This window comes from uncultured Paracoccus sp., from assembly GCF_945915435.1.
GTDB lineage: Bacteria > Pseudomonadota > Alphaproteobacteria > Rhodobacterales > Rhodobacteraceae > Paracoccus.
Window position 1 is genome coordinate 13,531 of record NZ_CAMEFG010000002.1, and the last position, 16,620, is coordinate 30,150.

The following is a 16,620-nucleotide window of genomic DNA, read 5'->3' on the forward strand; positions in this document are numbered from 1 at the left end:
GGGCCGGGCAAGGGGGTAATGCGATGAAGCGGCCAGCGGGTGGAACGGATCAGGCGCAAGGCGCGGACGGCAGGTTGCGGCTGCCTTCGCTGAACGCGCTGAAGGCGTTTCACGCGGTCGCGCGTCATTGCAGCCTGCGCCAGGCCGCCGAAGAGCTGTTCGTGACCCCGCAGGCGGTCGGCCAGCAGATCAAGCTGCTTGAGGATTCGCTGGGTGTGAGCCTGTTCGAACGCAAGGGCCGCGCCATCGAGCCGACGGAATCCGCGATCCTGCTGGCCCACTACGTCGAGGCGGGCTTCAACGAATTCGCCGAAGGGGTGCGGCGCGTCACCCGCGCGTCGTGGCGCGAGCGGATCAACCTCAACATCAGCCCCTATTTCGCGGCGAACCATCTGCTGCCGCGCCTGTCGAAATTCCGCGAGATGCTGCCCGGCGCCGACCTGCGGCTGACCACCATGATCGACATGCCGGATTTCGCCCGCGACGACATCGATATGACCGTGCAATGGGGTTATGGGAACTGGGGCGATTACGAATGCGAATTGCTGACGCCCGATCCCAAGGTCATCTGCTGCACGCCCGAACTGGGCGCGCGGATCAAGACCCCCGCCGACCTGCCCCGCTTCACCCTGCTCGATACCGTCAAGTCGAAACGGATCTGGAACGATATCCTGCGCCATCTGGGCGTGACCGAGGCCCGGCGCGACGACAGCATCAGCTTCGACGACGCCGCCTCGATGCGTCGGGCGACGTTGCAGGGGATCGGGATCGGGCTGATCTCGGTCCAGGACGCCGAAACCGACCTGCGCAGCGGTGCGCTGGTCGCGCCGATCGGGCGCGATGCGCTGACCGGCATGCCCGCCGCGGAAGTGCCGGGCTTTTACCTGATCGTGCCGCGCAGCCACCTGCGGGTGAAGGCGGTGGCGGCGCTTCATCGCTGGCTGATCCGGCAGGACTGGCAGGGCGATCTCTACGGCAAGAGCCGGCAAGGAGCGGCCGTCGCGTAAGCGCGCCGGTCTGCCGTCCCGCGATGCGCGGGGCGGTCATGACAACGAAAACGACAATAATTCCAAGGGAGAAAACAAGATGAAAACGCTGAAATACGGCCTGGGCGCCGCCCTGATCGCCCTTTCCGGCGGCATGGCCCACGCCAACGCCGGTCCGACGCTGAAAACCGTCCAGGACCGTGGCGAGTTGCTTTGCACCGGCCATGACGGGTCCTATCTGGGCTTTGCCGAGGTGGACAGCCGGGGCGAATGGAAGGGGATCGACATCGAGCTTTGCCGCGCCGTGGCGACCGCCATCTTCGGCGACCCGGCCAAGCTGACCATCCTTCCGATCAGTTGGGCGCAACGCTGGCCCGCGCTTCAGTCGGGCGAAGTCGATCTGGTGATCAAGGCTTCGGGCGCGACGCTGAGCCGCGACACCGAACTGGGGCTGCAATTCTCGCTGTCCTATTACCTGGGCACGACCAAGGTGATGGCGCACAGGGAACTGGGGCTGGAAACGCTGGCCGATGCCGATGGCGGCACGGTCTGCATCCCGGCGGGCACGACGATCCAGCAGCAGATGTCATCCTATGCGGCCAAGCTGGGGATCACGCTGGAACATGTCCTGATCGAAAAGACCGAGGAACTTGAGCAGGCCTATTTCTCGGGCCGCTGCGACCTTTACGCCCAATGGGGTCCGGTCGTCGCCATCGCCCGCGCCGCCAAGGGCAACGTCGATGAACACGACATCCTGCCCGACGTCCTGGCGCTGGAACCCGAGGTGATCGTGATGCGTCCGGGCGACGACAACTGGATCGACGTCGCCAACTGGACGCTTTCCGCGCTGTGGTTCGCCGAGCAGGAAGGCATCACCTCGGAAAACGTCGATGAGATCCGCGACAACCCCGCCACCCCCGAGATCGCCAAGTTCCTGGGCGTCAATCCGGGCATGGGCACGGGTCTGGGGCTGCCGGACGACTGGGCCTATAACGTCATCAAGCATGTCGGCAACTATGCCGAGATCTTCGACCGCAGCCTTGGCGAAGGCTCGCCCTACAAGATGGACCGAGAGATGACCGCGCTGTGGAGCGATGGCGGGGTTCTCTATCCCTACCTGATCGACTGACCCAGCACCCCGCCCCCTTGCCGGGGCGGGGCGATTCCGGCTTGAAGGGATATCGCGATGTCGAACCTCTGGCGAAATCAAAAGGTCCGCAACCTGTTCTTGCAGGGGCTTTTCGTGGCCGCCGTCCTGCTGATCGTTATCGGCGGCTGGATGAACGCCCAGCAGACGATGCAGTCGCAGCGCATGATCTCGGGCTTCGGCTTTCTGCACAAATCGACCGGCTGGGACGTGAACTTTTCCCTGCTGCCCGCCTCGGCGAACGATCCCTATTGGTGGTTTTTCGTGATCGGCATCGTCAACACGCTGTTTCTGGGTGTGCTGGGGCTGATGCTGGCGACGTTCATCGGCGGGCTGGTCGGGCTGGCGCGGACATCCTCGAACGCGATGTTGCAGCTTCTGGGGCGAACCTATGTCGATTTCTTCCGCAATATCCCGCTGATCCTTCAGGTCTTTTTCTGGTATGCCTTCGTCACGCGCCTGCCTTCGGTGCGCAACGCGATCGAGATCGGGCCGATGACGCTTTCCAGCCGCGGCGTCTATATTCCCGCGCTGAACGTCGGCGGCTGGTATCTTTTCGCGGCGGCGCTGGCGCTGGTGGCGGCGGTCGTCCTGCCCTTGTGGACCCGGACCACGCGCCGCATCGACAAGCCACGCGAGGAACGTCGCGGCATGGTCCTGGCCGCGCTTTTCGGCAGCCTCGCGCTGGTGCTGGCGCTCTTGTGGCTGGGCCGCCTGCCGGAGACGCCGCTGATCGACGTGCCGCAATTGCAGGGCCTGAACATGCGCGGCGGGTTGCGCGTCTCGCCCGAGTTCTCGGCGCTGCTGATCGCCATCGGCATCTACGGCGGCGCCTATATCGGCGAGATCGTGCGCGGCGGCTTCAAGGCCGTGGGCCGCGGCCAGACCGAGGCGGCGCATTCGCTGGGCCTTTCGCCCTGGCAGACCTTTTCGCGCATCAGCCTGCCGCTGGCGCTGCGCGCCATGCTGCCCATCCTGGCCAACCAGTATATCTGGCTGATCAAGGCCACGACGATGGGGATCGCCATCGGCTTCACCGATTTCTTCATGATCGTCGCCGTGACCATCAACCAGTCCGGCCAGACGATCGAGGCCATCGCCATCCTGATGGCGGGCTTCCTGGCGATCAACCTGACCATCGCGGCGATCTTCAACCGCATCAACAAAGCCATCGCCCTCAAGGGCAACCAGTTGCGGAGCTGACCGATGAGCGATCCATCCCTCGCATCCCCGCCCGCGCCGCCCGGCAGGCTGATCGATCTGCGGCGGCGCTATTTCCGCACCCCCGTGCAGGCGGCGATTTCGCTGGCCTGCCTGGGCCTGCTGGCATGGCTGGCATGGGGCGTGCTGAACTGGGCCGTCTTTTCGGCCGAGTTCAGCGCCGATGCCTCGCCCGAAACCTGCCGCGCGGGGGCGGGCGCCTGCTGGACGGTGATCGCGCAGCGCTGGCGGATCATCCTGTTCGGCCTTTATCCCTATGACGAGCAATGGCGCTCGGCGCTGGCCTGCGTCGTGGTCGTTGCCATGATCGTGCTGAGTTGCCTGCCGTCTTTCTGGAGCGGCCTGCGCCTTGCGGCGGTCTGGGTCCTGGGAACGGCGGCCTTCTACATCCTGATGAAGGGCGGTATCTTCGGCCTGCGCCAGATCGGGGAAGACCAGTGGGGCGGCCTTGCGCTGACGCTGTTCATCTTCGTCGCGACCTGCCTGATCGGTTTTCCGCTGTCCATCGTGTTTGCCTTGATGCGGCGCTCGAAGCTGCCGGTGATCTCGCACGGGATCGGGCTGGTGATCGACGCCGTGCGCTCGCTTCCGCTCTTGTCGATCCTGTTTGCCTTCGCGGTGGTGGTGCCCTTCATGCTGCCCGATTTCCTGCAAGGCGGCAGGCTTTATCGGGTGATCTGCGGCGCGGCGCTGTTCTTCGCCGCCTATCAGGCCGAGATCATCCGCGGGGGCCTGCAAGGCGTCGCGCGCGGACAGGAAGAGGCCGCGATGTCGCTGGGCATGAGCTACCGGCACCGCGTCGGCAAGATCCTTCTGCCGCAGGCGATGCGCAACGCGCTGCCCGCGACGATCAACCAGTTCGTGATCTCGTTCAAGGAAACCTCGCTGGTGATCGTGGTGGGGTTCTTTGAAATCCTCGCCTCGGGGAACGCGGCCTATGGGACCGGCGAATGGACCTTTGCCTATCGCGAGGTCTACGCCTTCATCGCCCTGATCTATTTCACCTTCGTTTTCAGCCTCTCTCGCTATGGCGCCTATCTGGAACGGCGCATGGCGGTCGGCACGCGATAAGGAAGCACCCGATGACCAGCACCGATCAACTGCCCACACCCGCCGTCAGCATTCAGGGGATGCAGAAATTCTACGGCAGCTTTCACGCGCTGAAGAACATCGACCTGACGGTGGAAAAGGGCGAGAAACTGGTGATCTGCGGCCCTTCCGGGTCGGGCAAATCGACCATGATCCGCTGCATCAACCGGCTTGAGGAACATGACGGCGGCCGCATCACCGTCCTGGGGACCGAGCTGAACGACGATGTCGGCAATATCGACGGCATCCGGCGCGAGGTCGGCATGGTTTTCCAGCATTTCAACCTGTTCCCGCATATGACCGTGCTGGAAAACTGCGTCCTCGCCCCCATGCTGGTGCGCAAGATCCCCCGCGCGCAGGCCGAGGCGGCGGCGATGCGCTATCTGGAAAAGGTGCGCATTCCAGAACAGGCGCGGAAATATCCCGGCCAGCTTTCGGGCGGCCAGCAACAGCGCGTCGCCATCGCCCGTTCCCTGTGCATGGAGCCGGAAATCCTGCTGTTCGATGAACCGACCAGCGCGCTCGACCCCGAGATGATCGCCGAGGTGCTTGACGTGATGGTCAGCCTTGCCTCGGACGGGATGACGATGATCTGCGTCACCCATGAGATGGGCTTTGCCCGCCGTGTCGCGGATCGCGTCATTTTCATGGACGCGGGCGAGATCGTCGAGATGGCCGACCCCGAAACCTTCTTCGGCGACCCCAAAAACGAGCGGACGAAGAAATTCCTCTCGCAGATTCTGGGCCATTGACGGGCTTCCGGTTACAGCGGCAAACCTCTTTGCCAAAGACGACATGGCGGTGATGCCCTTCCGGCCCCGCGATGGCGCGCAGAAGCGTCGCCTTGCGACCGGGCCGTTCCAGGGTGGGTTCCAGCATGAGATCCTGCTGCCCCAGCGGTCGGCGCATCGCCTATTGCGCCAGCCAGACGACCGCCGCCGGGGCCGCCGCCAGGATGGCCAGGCCGATCAGCAGGATCAGCCCATCGCGCGCCAGCATCGCCAGCGACAGGAAGAACACCACCGTTCCCAGGGTCGAGGAGGCAAAGGGCAGCAGTTCCAGAAACGGCATGGACAGCCCTGCCAGCAGGCAGGTCAGTTGCGCGATCCACAGCAAGGGCGGGTGCAGCAGGAACGACAGCCGCCGCCGCACCAGCCGGTCGATCCACGCGGCGGGTGCCTTCAGCATCTCGGCGGTCTTTCTCAGCCGCTGGCTTGGGATGCTGCGCCGCATCAGGAAACCGGGCAGCCAGATGTGATCGCGATGCAGCAGCATCTGGGCCGAGACCAGCGCGATCCAGATGCCGCAGGTGCTGGAAAAGAGCGGGATGCCCGACAGCGGAGAGATCACCGCCAGCGCGGGCAGCATCAGGTTGGGGATGAAGGATGCCGCCCCCAGGGCCTCGACCACCTCGCGCAGGCGGGTTTCCTGACCGGTCGCGCAATCGCGAATACGTTCCAGCACTGAAACCACGCTGGTATCGTCGCGGTGCTGCCGGCTCGGGGCGGTGCCCGTCATGGTGCCGATCCGCCCCCTGCGGCATGCGGATCTGCAAGGATCGTTCGGCTTGTCATGGGCGCCTTTCCGCGTGGTTGTGGACGGCCAACCGCCTTTGAGGCGGAATGTTCCGCCACGACCGGGACCAGTCCCGCATCGCCGGAACGATCCTGCCCGTTCTAATCGCACGGGGCCTTCGCGCCCTTGCGTCCGGGGATGCGGTTTGCCGGGCTTTTCCGTGTCGCGGGGCGGGTCAGGGGACCCGCCGGGACAGATCGGCCAGGTTGGCCGCGCCCAGAAAGCCCATCGAGACGCGCATTTCCTCCAGCAGCATCTCGATCAGCGCGACCGCGCCGCCCTCGTCCCCGGCGGCCAGCCCCCACAGCGGCGCACGCCCAAGCTGCACCGCCTGCGCCCCGAGTGCCAGGTATTTCAGCACGTCCGAGCCGCGCCGCACGCCGCTGTCGGCCAGCAGTTCGGGCACCTCGCCCGCCGCGCGGATGCGGGGCAGGGCCTCGGCCGTCGTCGGCAGGCAATCGAAATTGCGCCCGCCGTGGGTCGAGACGACGACGGCATCCGCCCCCTCGGCGCGGGCGCGCAGCGCGTCCTCGGGCGCCAGCACGCCCTTCAGCACGATCCGCCCCCGCCAGCCGTCGCGCAGGGCGCGGAAGTCGTCCCATGTGAGGCCCGGGTCCAGTTTCAGCGCCTCGACCGTCTGGGGCTTCATCATGCCGCTGCGGAATTCGGGCGGGTAATGGCCGTAGCTGGGCATCCCGCGCGTGGCGATGGATTTGCCGATCACGCCCAGCAGCCAGCGCGGATGGCACAGCATATCCACGACATTGCGCGGCGTCGGGCGGAAGGGGACGCCGAAATGGTTGCGCAGGTTGTATTCGCGCTTGGGCACCATCTGGGTGTCCACCGTCAGCACCAGCGTGTCGCAGTCTTGCCCGGCCACGCGGCGCAGCAGGTCGCGTGTCAACTCGCGGTCGCGCCAGACGTAAAGCTGGAACCACAGTTCGGCATCGGGGGCGGCGCGGCGGATGTCCTCTATCGGCTCGACCGATTGGGTCGAGACGGTGAAGGGGATCCCGAAGCGGCTGGCGGCGCGGGCCAGCTTGCTTTCGCCCCGGTCGGCGACCATGCCCGCAAGCGCGGTGGGCGCGACGATCAGCGGCGTCGGGCGGACCCGCCCCAGAACCGAGGCCGACAGGTCGATCGCCCGCCCGCCGCCAAGGATGCGCGGTTCCAGCCGGATCGCATCCAGCGAGGCGCGGGTATTGCCAAGCGCCCGTTCGTCCTCGGTTCCCCGGTCGATATAATCGAACAGCCCCCTGGGCAGGCGCCGCCGCGCGATGGCGCGGAAGTCATCGGTATTGCGCGGCGGCATGGCGGGGCGTCAGCTTTCCAGCAGGGCCTGGACCTCGGCGCGCAGGGTGGCGCTGCGCTCGGGCTGGCAGGTGTCCAGCGGGGTCAGCACCTTTTGCGCCGCGATCCCGAACAGGTCCAGCACGGATTTCATCGGGCCGGGGTTGGTCTCGCCGAAGGCCGCCGCCATCATCGGCATGGCGCGCCGATGCAGCGCCAGCGCGCCCGCCAGATCGCCCGCCACCACCATGTCGTGCATCTTCACCCAGAAGGCGGGCAGCATGGACGCCGTGACGACGATCCCGCCCTTCGCGCCCGAGGCCATTTGCAGCGGGAAGAGCGAATCCTCGCCGCTGATGATGGTGAAGCTGTCGTCCACGCCGCCCGCCAGTTGCAGGAAGTGATACATGTCGGTGTTGCAGGCCTTCATCCCGATGATGTTGGGATGGCGCGACAGCTCATGCGTGACCTCGGGGGGGATGGCGACACGGGTGCGATAGGGGATCTCATACAGCAGGACCGGCACCGGGGATTCGTCGGCATAGCGCATGAAATAGTCGCGCAGCCCTGCCCTGGTCGGGTTGGTGTAATAGGGGGTCAGCACCAGCAGGCAATTCGCGCCCGCCGCGGCGTAATCCCTGCCCGCCCTGATCGCGTCGTAATAGCCCGTGTCCAGCACGCCCGCCATGACGATATCGCCGGGCTTGCTGGCCTCGGCGCAGGCGGCGACGGCGTCGACCCGCGTGGCGTGGGGCAGCGCGCCGTATTCGCCCGTGCCGCCGATGGGCAGCACGCCCGTGCAGCCGCCGGCATAGACATGCCCGACCAGCTTGCGCATGTCGCCTGCCGCCAGCGTATCGTCGGCGTTCACCAGCGTCGGCAGGGCGGGGATGATCCCCTTGAGGTCGGTCGAAGTCAGTTTGCTCATGTGATTTTCCATTTATTTCTTGCGGCGGTTCAGCAGACCCGCGGTGCAGATCAGGACCGTGACGAACAGGAACAGGCAGGTCGAAACCGCCGCCAGCAGCGGAGAGATCGACAGCGACACCTCGTCCCACAACTGCTTGGGCAGGGTCGCCGACATGCCGCCCGAGGTGAAGAGCGCGATGGTCAGCTCATCGAACGAGATGGTGAAGGCGAAAAGGAAGGCCGAGATCATCCCCGTCCCGATGATGGGCAGCGTCACCAGCCGCAGGGTGCGCACCGGCGTCGCGCCAAGGCTTTGCGCGGCAAGGTCCAGCCGGGTGTCGTAGTTGCGCAGCACCGACATCACCGTCAGCACCACATAGGGCACCGCGATCACCGTATGGCCGATGATCAGGCTGAGGTTCGTGCCCACAAGACCGATCCGCGCATAAAGATAAAACAGCCCCACCGACAGGATCATGTTGGGCATCACCACCGGCAGCAGCGTGAAGGCCAGGAGCGCCGTCTTGCCCTTCATCTGGCCGCGCACCATCAGGAAGGCGACGGGCGTGCCGATCAGCATCGCCAGCACCCCGGTGCATAGTCCGACGATGATCGAACGGGTCAGCGCGCTCATCCAGATGGGCGAGTTGAAGACCTGCTCATACCAGCGCAGCGTGAAACCCTGTGGCGGCCAGTTCAGCCCGCTATCCGCGAAGGACAGCGGAATCATCAGGATCACCGGCAGCGTCATCACGATCAGGATCGCGGCGACGAAGCCCAGCAGCGGGCGCGGCGCCTTGTCGGGGTCGCGGCGGCGGCGCGGGAACAGCCCGATGATCGCGTCCGAGACATGGCCAAGCCCGGTCAGGACCCCGTCGCCCGCGCGTGACAGGATGCCCTTGCCGCGCCGCTTGACCTTGCCCGAGCTTTCGCCGGTCATCGTCGAAAGCCCCACCGTGCGGTCGTAGATCACGAAGACGGCCAGCACCACGGTCAAGAGCAGCACCGCGACGGCGCTGGCAAAGCCCCAGTTCATCGTCTGGATGATCTGCTCCATGATGATCTGGGTAATCATCATCTCGCGCCGCCCGCCCAGCAGCGCGGGAAAGATGAAGAAGCCGATGGCGGTGACAAAGACCATCAGCGCGCCGGCGGTCACGCCGGGGACGGACAGCGGGAAATAGACCTTCCAGAAGGCCATGCCGGGCTTGGCGCCAAGGGTCGAGGCCGCCCGCGTCAGGTTGCGGTCGATATTGTCCATGACCGACAGCATCGTCAGCACCGCCAGCGGCAGCAGCGCATGGGTCATGCTGATCACCACCGCGCCGAAATTATACATCAGCCCGACCGGCGCATCCGTGATGCCAAGTGCCTGCATCAGCTTGTTCACGACCCCGTTGCGGCCCAAGAGGATGATCCATGCAAAGGCGCGCACCAGGAACGAGGTCCAGAAGGACAGCAGGATCCAGAACAGGATGCGCCCCTTCTTCGCCGATGGCGTGATCGAGATCAGATAGGCGATCGGATAGCCCGCGATCACCGCGCAGATCGTGGTGACGAGGGAAATCTTCAGCGTCAGCATCATCACCGTCAGATAGACGGGCGTGCCCAGCAGGCGCTGATAGTTTTCAAGCGAAAAGCTGCCCCCCACCTGAAAGGACAGGTAGAGCAGTTGCGCGAAGGGATAGATCAGGAAGGTGACCAGCAGCAGGACCAGCGGCGCCACCATCAGCACCTGCTTTGTCCGCCTGCTCATCGGGCGCCGTGGCGCGGGATCGGTGGCAACGGCTGTCATCACGCGGCCCCTTCGGCGGATATGGCGACCGCGTCGCGGCTGTCGAAGCAAAGCCGGTAATCCTGCCCGCGCTCCAGCACCCCGGCGCTGATCGCGGTGGGGCGGGTGGCGATCAAGGCCGCGTCCCCGGCGGCGGGCGCGTCGAAGAACAGCTTGGTGCTGGCCCCGGTCACGGCAAGGTTGGCAAGCCGCGCGGTGATGGACTGGTCGGCGCCCGCGCCCGGATCAAGCCGCAGGTTCTGGGGCCGCAGCATGACCTTGACCGCGCTGCCCTGCGCCAGCGGGCGGGGCAGCGAGACGCGGATCTCGGCCCCGTCCTTCAGCCGCACCGTGCCGCTGTCGCCGTCACCCGCGATCAGGCTGCCTTCCAGCAGGTTCGCCTCGCCCAGGAAATCCGCGACGAACAGCGATTCGGGCCGGAAATAGAGGTCGTCGGGCGAACCAAGCTGCGCGATCCTGCCGCCGTTCATCAGGCAGATGCGATCCGACATGGTCATCGCCTCTTCCTGATCGTGGGTGACGTAGATGATCGTGCCGCCGATCTCGGCATGGATGCGCAGGATCTCGAACTGCATCTGGTCGCGCAGCTTCTTGTCCAGCGCGCCCAGGGGTTCGTCCATCAGGATGACCGAGGGGCGGTAGATCGTGCAGCGCGCCAGCGCGACGCGCTGCTGCTGGCCGCCCGACAGTTCCTTGGGATAGCGGTCGGCGATATGGGGCAGGCGCACCATCTCCAGCGCCTCGGTCACGAGGCGGTCGATATCGGCCTGCGGCTTGCCCCGCATCTTCAGCGGAAAGGCGATATTCTCGGCGATGGTCATATGCGGAAACAGCGCATAGTTCTGGAACATCATCCCGATGTCGCGCTGGTAGGGCGCGGCATGGGTGACGTCGCGCCCGTTCAGCATGATGCGCCCGCCATCGGCATCGGCCAGCCCCGCGATCAGGCTGAGAAGCGTCGTCTTGCCCGAACCCGAGGGGCCGAGAAGGGTGAGGAACTCACCCTTTTCGACCTTGAGGTCGGTCGGCGCCAGCGCGACGAAATCGCCGTAGACCTTGCCCAGACCCTGCGTTTCAAGAGTGCTCATATCGCCCCCGTTTCCCGATCAGCCGATAAACCACGAATTGAAGCGTTCGATGGCGTTTTCCGAATGCTCCAGCCAATAGGCGGCGTCGATCTGAAGGGCGCTCGCGATATTGGCGGGATAGGTCGGGGAATTGACGGCGACCTCTTCGGGGATCATCTCGAAGGCTTCGGGCTGGATGATGCCCGCCGGGAAGAACTCGACCAGTTGCGCCATGCGGGCGGGGTCGGATGCGAATTTGATCAGCTCGCGGCAGGCGTCGGCATTGGGCGTGCCCGCAAGGATCGACCAGCCGTCGCAGCCCCAGATCGCCTGATCCCAGACCACGCCGACCGGCGCGCCCGCGGCCTGCGCCGATTGCGCGCGCGACACCCACGTCGCCATCAGGTCGACCTCGCCCGAGATCAGCATCTGCTCGGCCTGCGCGCCGCTGGTCCACCAGACGTCCGTGACGTCCTTTACCTGATCCAGCTTGGCGAAGGCGCGGTCCATGTCCAGCGGATAGACATCCGCGACCGCCACGCCGTCGGCCATCAGCGCCTGTTCCAGCGTGTCGTAGGGATGGCGGCGCAGCGCGCGGCGGCCGGGGAAGCCCTCGGCGTTGAACAGATCGGCCCATGATCTGGGGGCCTCGCGCCCCTCGAAGGCGTCGGTGCGATAGGCGAGGACGGTCGAATAGACGTTGGTGCCGACCTGATATTCATTGCGGTATTGCTCGGGGATCGACTGGATCACGGCCTCGCCGTCCAGCCCGTGCGGTTCGAGGAATTTCGTCTCGCCCGCCGTCAGTTGCAGCACCGCCGGGACCGAGATCTTGCCCATGTCCCAGGTATAGGTGCCGGTCTCGACCATCGAGCGGATCTGCGCGGTCGGCTCGGCCTGTGCCTGCGCGGGGACGACCTGGATCCCGGTCGCCTCGGTGAAGGGGCGATAGAAGACCTCGGTATAGGCCTGCGTATAGATGCCGCCGTCGTCGCGCACGACGATGCGCGTGTTCTGGGCATGCGCCCCCGAAGGCCGCCAGATCGCGGGCGCGGCCAGCGCGGCCCCGGCCCCCAGCAGCAGGCTGCGGCGCTTGAGCGTCAGCGGGATGGTGCGTTTCATTGTCATTCCTCCTTGTCGGTGTCGTTGATCGGGGTTCGGGCTGCGGCTCAGCCGGTCACGCGGCCCCTGTTCATCAGGCCGGACGGGTCGAGGCAGGCGCGCAAGGCCCGCATCACGTCCAGTTCCGGCCCGCTCTTGTAGCGGCGCATCATCGCGACCATGCTTTGGCCGACGCCATGTTCGGCGCTGAAGGTGCCGCCCAGTTCGATGGCGATGTCGTTGACCGCCTCGCGCACCCGCGCCTCGGTCGCGGCGGGGTCGGGCAGGGCCTGCCAGGCGGCGGTGGGAAACAGTGCGATGAAATGGATATTGCCGTCGCCGACATGGCCGACGACCGTGACGAGGATCTCGGGGTGGATCGCCGCCACCGCCGCCTCGGCCCGCGCGATGAAGGCGGGCACCTGCCCGACCGGCACGGCGGTGTCCGAGGTGATGCTGACGCCCACGCGCATGTTCGATTCCGTCACGCTGTGGCGCAGCGCCCACATGGCTTCTGCCTGCGCAAGGCTTTGCGCGACGGTGCCTTCGAGGATCAGGCCCTGGTCGAACGCCTCTTCCAGCGCGGCCATCAGCAGGTCGTCCAGCCCTTGGGCGCGGGTGTCGGTCAGTTCGACCATCAGGTGCCAGCCCTCGCGGGATTCGACGGGGGCGGGGTGGGTGCCGTGGTCCAGCACATTGGCAAGCTGCTGCGCGTTCATCAACTCGAACGCCGTCAGCAGCCGCCCGGCATGGGCGCGAAACAGCCGCAGCAGGTCCAGCGCGCGGGCCGGGGCGTCGATGCGCAGCCAGCACATCGCCGAGGCCGGGGCCGCCGGGTAAAGCCGCATCACCGCGCCGGTGACGATCCCCAATGTGCCCTCGGCCCCGATGAAAAGCTGCTTGAGATCGTAGCCCGCCGTATCCTTGTGCAGCGCGCGCATGGTGTTCAGGATGCGCCCGTCGGGCAGCACCACCTCAAGCCCCAGCACGTTCGCCCGCGTCGTGCCATAGCGCAGGACGGCGGTGCCGCCCGCATTGGTGGCGATGGTGCCGCCAAGCTGGCAGCTTCCTTCGGAACCCAGGCTGACGGGGTAAAGCATCCCCTCGCCCGCCGCCGCCTCTTGCAGGGCGGCGATGGTGCAGCCGGCATCGGCGGCGATGCTCAGCCCGAAGGGGTCGATGTCGCGGATCCGGTTCAGCCGCTGGGTCGAGACGATGACGGGCCGCCGGTCGTCCGGCGTCGCGCCGCCGCACAGGCTGGTGTTGCCGCCCTGCGGCAGCATCGGCCAGCCGTGGCGATGCAGCAACCCCACCAGCGCCGCCACCTGCGCGGTATCGCGCGGACGCGCCACGCACAGCGCGGGGGCGCGGAACTTGTGCCGCGCATCCTGGCAATAACCCGCCAGGTCGGCGGCTTCGGTCAGGACCGCGCCCGCCCCCAGAAGGCCGGTGATTTCGGCAAGAAGATCGGCGGCGGTGATGGGTGGCGCCATAAGCGACATATCCTGTTTTTCAGGGCAAGAGACCGGACATTTCTGCAAAAGCAGGCGGCCAGAATCATTCTTTTCTGAGTCATAGCCGAAAAATATGTGCGAGTGATAGATAAAAATTTCGTATAGGAAAAATTTGTATCTTAGTGCTATATTTCCTGCTGTGTCGTTTCCATGCGGCAAGCCATTGCATCATACTGCGATGATGGGGCAGAGAAAGCCGCAAGAGTGTTCGCGGGTTGCCCGCGCCAGCCAAGGGATTATCGCCGTTTCGGACCCGGAAATCACGTCGGGACCTGTCGAGTCAGAGTTATGGACATGCCGATCGTCAGCCAGGTAGCATATATTGCGCAACGCCAGCGCAGGCGGCGGCCGTCCGGCTCGGACGCGCCGCTGGATCTGGGGCCGCGGCTGAAGGCGCTGCGCAAGAAGCAGCAACTGACCCTGCAACGGACGGCGGAACTGACGGGGGTTTCGCCCTCGGCCCTGTCCAAGATCGAACGCAACGAGCTTTCGCCGACCCTGACCACCTTGCAGCGGATCGCCGACGGGCTGGGGGTCGAACTGGCCGGGCTGCTCAACGAGGGCGACGGGCTGCCCAATGCCACCGGGCGGCGCAGCATCGCGCGGGCCGGGCGGGGCGAGAATGTCAACACCGCCACCTGCAACAACGTCCTGCTGTGCCCTGAACTGAAGAACAAGCGCTTCATCCCGATCCGCACCGTCGTCAAGGCCCGCAACCCGGAAGATTACGAAAGCTGGGGTGTCTCGGATGGCGAGATCTTCCTGACCGTGCTGAAGGGCGAACTGGTCATTCACAGCCGCATCTATGAACCGCTGGTGCTGTATCCGGGCGATTCGATGTATTACGACGCCACGACCGAACATTGCTGGACCTCGCAGGGCGAGACGGACGCGGAACTGGTCTGGGTGCTGAGCAACTGACCCCGCAAGCCGGATCGGGACCGTTCCGATCCGCTGCCCTTGCCGACAATCCCCTTGCATCGCGATGGCCGCCGCTTGTCGGAAGATGAGCGCCGTCCCGGCTGCGTTCCAATCCAACATATTGATAATATTTCAGATTCAAGGGCGCCCGCCAGAGGAATATTACTGACTTGATAATGATATATCAGACAGATATTATACCCCGAGGAATCGTCTCAGGGAGAGGAAGATGGAACTTCAAACCACGAGCATGTCCGAGCGCCAGCGAAACTATCGCGCCAACTACCGGCAGCGCGTGGCGGGCTGGTATAACGGCTTTCTGCATATCGCGATCATCTACACCATCGGGCTGACCGCGCTTTACGTCTATGTGGCCAATATCCACGACGTCAGGCCGCTGGAGTGGCTGACGATCCCGGTGGTCTTTCTGTTTTGCAACTTCTTCGAATGGTGGCTGCATCTTTATGTCATGCACCGTCCCTCCAGGAACCCGATCGCGCGCGCGGTCTACAACCGCCACACCTTGCAGCATCACCAGTTCTTCACCGAGGCCGAGATGCGCTTTGCCGATCACAAGGACTATCGCGTGACCTTCTTCCCGCCCTATGCGCTGGCGGCCTTCACGCTGATGTCGATCCCCGGCGCCATCGTGCTGGGCTGGCTGTTCACGCCGAACGTGGGTTGGCTGTTCATCTCGACGACCACCAGCATCTACATGATCTATGAATTCATGCATTTCTGCTGCCATGTCGAAGACAACTGGTTCGTCCGCAACATGCCCTTCGTCAACACCAACCGCCGCCACCATACCGCGCATCATGACCAGTCGCTGATGATGGAGCGCAACATGAACCTGACCTTCCCGATCATGGACTGGCTGTTCGGCACCTCGGACCTGAACCGCGGCCTCTTGGGGCATCTGTTCAACGGCTATGACGAAAGCCATGTCCGCACCGACATGCGCAAGACCTCGCGCAAGCCCGTGCAGGCGCCAGCCGTCCATCCGGGCGAGTGATCGCGGTAAAGGAAACGTCATGGACATGATCGAACCCAATACCGCCGGGCTGCTGATCTTTGCGCTGTTGGCCAGCGTCGGCAGCATGGGGGTCCTGGTGCTGAGCGGGGTCTTCCCGCTTGCCACCCGGCCCGAACTGAAACGGCCCCTCGGGCTGGTGCTGATCGGCATCGACCTGGTGCTGCTGGCGGGGGTGCTTTACGGCACGCTGGCCTTCGGGCTGGATCAACTGCGCTGGACCAGCATGGTGATCGTGGGCGGAATGGCATTCCTGTTCACGCCCGGAATTTTCAACATCTGGCCCGGAAGGTGGCGCGACGGCGTGACGGGGCTTGCCACGGTGATGGCGGGCCTTGGCCTGACCGCCTGGCTTCTGGGCAGCATGGCCTGAGCCGCGCCCGGATACAGCCGCCAGCCATTCAGTCAGCAAGAAGGAACCCCCGATGCCATTTCCAATCAAGTTCGGATTGTCCGTGATGGTCGCGCTCGCCGCGCTCGCCGGATGGTTCTACATGGGCCACCTCGGCCGGACCGGCCCGCAATGGGCGCTGGTTTTCCTGGGACCCTTCAGCGTCTTTTCGCTGTGGATCTTCCCCGAAGTCATGCGCACCAAGGGCGACAGGAGGAAAGCATGAAGACCTATACCGGCGACCGCACCATCGACGGCGTCGTGGTCGAGGTGAACGGGCAGGACCTGCCCAGCCACACCGACGTCAAGCGATTCACCAATGCAGATTACGAATGGGGCTATGAGGGGCTGGCCGCGACGCAGCTTGCCTTTGCCCTGCTCTACGACCACTCGGGCGATGCAAGCCTGGCGATCCGGCTGGCCAGGCCCTTCATGCGCGAGGTGACGGCGAATTTCGGCAACGAATGGGAAATGACCTCGGCCGACATGGACAGCGCCATCACCCGCCTTGAAACCGTCGGCGCGGGATGAGGGGCCATGATCGCGACAACGCCATCCCCGCCGTCCCCCAAAGCCAAGCC

17 protein-coding genes are annotated in these 16,620 nt (G+C 65.2%); 10 read left to right on the forward strand and 7 right to left on the reverse strand.

The features are described 5' to 3' along the window. Nucleotides 1-23: 23 nt before the first annotated feature. From Q0O97_RS00965 to Q0O97_RS00985, 5 genes are all read left to right on the forward strand, one after another. Nucleotides 24-1,007 (forward strand): LysR substrate-binding domain-containing protein, encoded by a 984-nt coding sequence (locus Q0O97_RS00965; RefSeq protein WP_294923497.1) that lies wholly within the window; start codon nt 24-26, stop codon nt 1,005-1,007. A 79-nt stretch (nt 1,008-1,086) separates the two neighbouring features. Further along, nucleotides 1,087-2,115, forward strand: coding sequence for an amino acid ABC transporter substrate-binding protein (locus Q0O97_RS00970; protein ID WP_294923500.1), 1,029 nt, complete (start codon nt 1,087-1,089; stop codon nt 2,113-2,115). Between the two features lie 57 nt (nt 2,116-2,172). Continuing rightward, nucleotides 2,173-3,336: an ABC transporter permease subunit gene (locus Q0O97_RS00975; RefSeq protein WP_294923503.1), complete on the forward strand. Its 1,164-nt coding sequence runs from the start codon at nt 2,173-2,175 to the stop codon at nt 3,334-3,336. Between the two features lie 3 nt (nt 3,337-3,339). Beyond that, nucleotides 3,340-4,425, forward strand: coding sequence for an amino acid ABC transporter permease (locus Q0O97_RS00980; protein WP_294923506.1), 1,086 nt, complete (start codon nt 3,340-3,342; stop codon nt 4,423-4,425). Nucleotides 4,426-4,436: 11 nt separating this feature from the next. Continuing rightward, complete coding sequence (locus Q0O97_RS00985; protein WP_294923508.1) at nt 4,437-5,195, forward strand: amino acid ABC transporter ATP-binding protein; 759 nt, start codon at nt 4,437-4,439, stop codon at nt 5,193-5,195. A gap of 160 nt (nt 5,196-5,355) precedes the next feature. On the opposite strand, the gene Q0O97_RS00990 is transcribed toward Q0O97_RS00985, so the two are convergent. The 7 genes from Q0O97_RS00990 to Q0O97_RS01020 all read right to left on the reverse strand — a co-directional run bounded on the left by Q0O97_RS00990 (nt 5,356) and on the right by Q0O97_RS01020 (nt 13,673). Then, the gene (locus Q0O97_RS00990; RefSeq protein ID WP_294923511.1) at nt 5,356-5,961 is read right to left on the reverse strand and encodes an exopolysaccharide biosynthesis protein; all 606 of its coding nucleotides are present in this window, start codon (nt 5,959-5,961) and stop codon (nt 5,356-5,358) included. Between the two features lie 232 nt (nt 5,962-6,193). Next, a complete protein-coding gene (locus Q0O97_RS00995; protein WP_294923514.1) occupies nt 6,194-7,330 on the reverse strand; it encodes an alpha-hydroxy acid oxidase in 1,137 nt (378 codons plus the stop codon). Nucleotides 7,331-7,339: 9 nt separating this feature from the next. After that, the gene (locus Q0O97_RS01000; protein ID WP_294923517.1) at nt 7,340-8,236 is read right to left on the reverse strand and encodes a dihydrodipicolinate synthase family protein; all 897 of its coding nucleotides are present in this window, start codon (nt 8,234-8,236) and stop codon (nt 7,340-7,342) included. 12 nt (nt 8,237-8,248) lie between these two features. Continuing rightward, the gene (locus tag Q0O97_RS01005) at nt 8,249-10,012 is read right to left on the reverse strand and encodes an ABC transporter permease subunit (RefSeq protein ID WP_294923519.1); all 1,764 of its coding nucleotides are present in this window, start codon (nt 10,010-10,012) and stop codon (nt 8,249-8,251) included. Next, on the reverse strand, nt 10,012-11,100 hold the full coding sequence (locus Q0O97_RS01010) for an ABC transporter ATP-binding protein (protein WP_294923521.1): 1,089 nt from the start codon (nt 11,098-11,100) through the stop codon (nt 10,012-10,014). The genes Q0O97_RS01005 and Q0O97_RS01010 overlap by 1 nt, the downstream gene beginning before the upstream one ends. 18 nt (nt 11,101-11,118) lie before the next feature. Next, nucleotides 11,119-12,201: an ABC transporter substrate-binding protein gene (locus tag Q0O97_RS01015; protein WP_294923524.1), complete on the reverse strand. Its 1,083-nt coding sequence runs from the start codon at nt 12,199-12,201 to the stop codon at nt 11,119-11,121. Nucleotides 12,202-12,248: 47 nt separating this feature from the next. Next, nucleotides 12,249-13,673: an FAD-binding oxidoreductase gene (locus tag Q0O97_RS01020; RefSeq protein ID WP_294923526.1), complete on the reverse strand. Its 1,425-nt coding sequence runs from the start codon at nt 13,671-13,673 to the stop codon at nt 12,249-12,251. A 315-nt stretch (nt 13,674-13,988) separates the two neighbouring features. On the opposite strand from Q0O97_RS01020, the gene Q0O97_RS01025 reads away from it, so the two are divergent. The 5 genes from Q0O97_RS01025 to Q0O97_RS01045 all read left to right on the forward strand — a co-directional run bounded on the left by Q0O97_RS01025 (nt 13,989) and on the right by Q0O97_RS01045 (nt 16,570). Then, on the forward strand, nt 13,989-14,615 hold the full coding sequence (locus Q0O97_RS01025) for an XRE family transcriptional regulator (RefSeq protein ID WP_294923529.1): 627 nt from the start codon (nt 13,989-13,991) through the stop codon (nt 14,613-14,615). 229 nt (nt 14,616-14,844) lie between these two features. Beyond that, the gene (locus Q0O97_RS01030; protein ID WP_294923532.1) at nt 14,845-15,630 is read left to right on the forward strand and encodes a sterol desaturase family protein; all 786 of its coding nucleotides are present in this window, start codon (nt 14,845-14,847) and stop codon (nt 15,628-15,630) included. Nucleotides 15,631-15,649: 19 nt separating this feature from the next. Continuing rightward, nucleotides 15,650-16,021: a hypothetical protein gene (locus Q0O97_RS01035; protein ID WP_294923535.1), complete on the forward strand. Its 372-nt coding sequence runs from the start codon at nt 15,650-15,652 to the stop codon at nt 16,019-16,021. A 52-nt stretch (nt 16,022-16,073) separates the two neighbouring features. After that, complete coding sequence (locus tag Q0O97_RS01040; RefSeq protein WP_294923538.1) at nt 16,074-16,265, forward strand: hypothetical protein; 192 nt, start codon at nt 16,074-16,076, stop codon at nt 16,263-16,265. Beyond that, on the forward strand, nt 16,262-16,570 hold the full coding sequence (locus Q0O97_RS01045; RefSeq protein WP_294923541.1) for a DUF6166 domain-containing protein: 309 nt from the start codon (nt 16,262-16,264) through the stop codon (nt 16,568-16,570). The genes Q0O97_RS01040 and Q0O97_RS01045 overlap by 4 nt, the downstream gene beginning before the upstream one ends. Nucleotides 16,571-16,620 lie beyond the last annotated feature (50 nt).

Excerpts from the sequence above, each read along its gene's own strand:
- Q0O97_RS00965 (WP_294923497.1), top strand. The coding sequence starts at position 24 with ATGAAGCGGCCAGCGGGTGGAACGGATCAGGCGCAAGGCGCGGACGGC.
- Q0O97_RS00970 (WP_294923500.1), top strand. The coding sequence starts at position 1,087 with ATGAAAACGCTGAAATACGGCCTGGGCGCCGCCCTGATCGCCCTTTCC.
- Q0O97_RS00975 (WP_294923503.1), top strand. The coding sequence starts at position 2,173 with ATGTCGAACCTCTGGCGAAATCAAAAGGTCCGCAACCTGTTCTTGCAG.
- Q0O97_RS00980 (WP_294923506.1), top strand. The coding sequence starts at position 3,340 with ATGAGCGATCCATCCCTCGCATCCCCGCCCGCGCCGCCCGGCAGGCTG.
- Q0O97_RS00985 (WP_294923508.1), top strand. The coding sequence starts at position 4,437 with ATGACCAGCACCGATCAACTGCCCACACCCGCCGTCAGCATTCAGGGG.
- Q0O97_RS00990 (WP_294923511.1), bottom strand. The coding sequence starts at position 5,961 with ATGACGGGCACCGCCCCGAGCCGGCAGCACCGCGACGATACCAGCGTG.
- Q0O97_RS00995 (WP_294923514.1), bottom strand. The coding sequence starts at position 7,330 with ATGCCGCCGCGCAATACCGATGACTTCCGCGCCATCGCGCGGCGGCGC.
- Q0O97_RS01000 (WP_294923517.1), bottom strand. The coding sequence starts at position 8,236 with ATGAGCAAACTGACTTCGACCGACCTCAAGGGGATCATCCCCGCCCTG.
- Q0O97_RS01005 (WP_294923519.1), bottom strand. The coding sequence starts at position 10,012 with ATGACAGCCGTTGCCACCGATCCCGCGCCACGGCGCCCGATGAGCAGG.
- Q0O97_RS01010 (WP_294923521.1), bottom strand. The coding sequence starts at position 11,100 with ATGAGCACTCTTGAAACGCAGGGTCTGGGCAAGGTCTACGGCGATTTC.
- Q0O97_RS01015 (WP_294923524.1), bottom strand. The coding sequence starts at position 12,201 with ATGAAACGCACCATCCCGCTGACGCTCAAGCGCCGCAGCCTGCTGCTG.
- Q0O97_RS01020 (WP_294923526.1), bottom strand. The coding sequence starts at position 13,673 with ATGGCGCCACCCATCACCGCCGCCGATCTTCTTGCCGAAATCACCGGC.
- Q0O97_RS01025 (WP_294923529.1), top strand. The coding sequence starts at position 13,989 with ATGCCGATCGTCAGCCAGGTAGCATATATTGCGCAACGCCAGCGCAGG.
- Q0O97_RS01030 (WP_294923532.1), top strand. The coding sequence starts at position 14,845 with ATGGAACTTCAAACCACGAGCATGTCCGAGCGCCAGCGAAACTATCGC.
- Q0O97_RS01035 (WP_294923535.1), top strand. The coding sequence starts at position 15,650 with ATGGACATGATCGAACCCAATACCGCCGGGCTGCTGATCTTTGCGCTG.
- Q0O97_RS01040 (WP_294923538.1), top strand. The coding sequence starts at position 16,074 with ATGCCATTTCCAATCAAGTTCGGATTGTCCGTGATGGTCGCGCTCGCC.
- Q0O97_RS01045 (WP_294923541.1), top strand. The coding sequence starts at position 16,262 with ATGAAGACCTATACCGGCGACCGCACCATCGACGGCGTCGTGGTCGAG.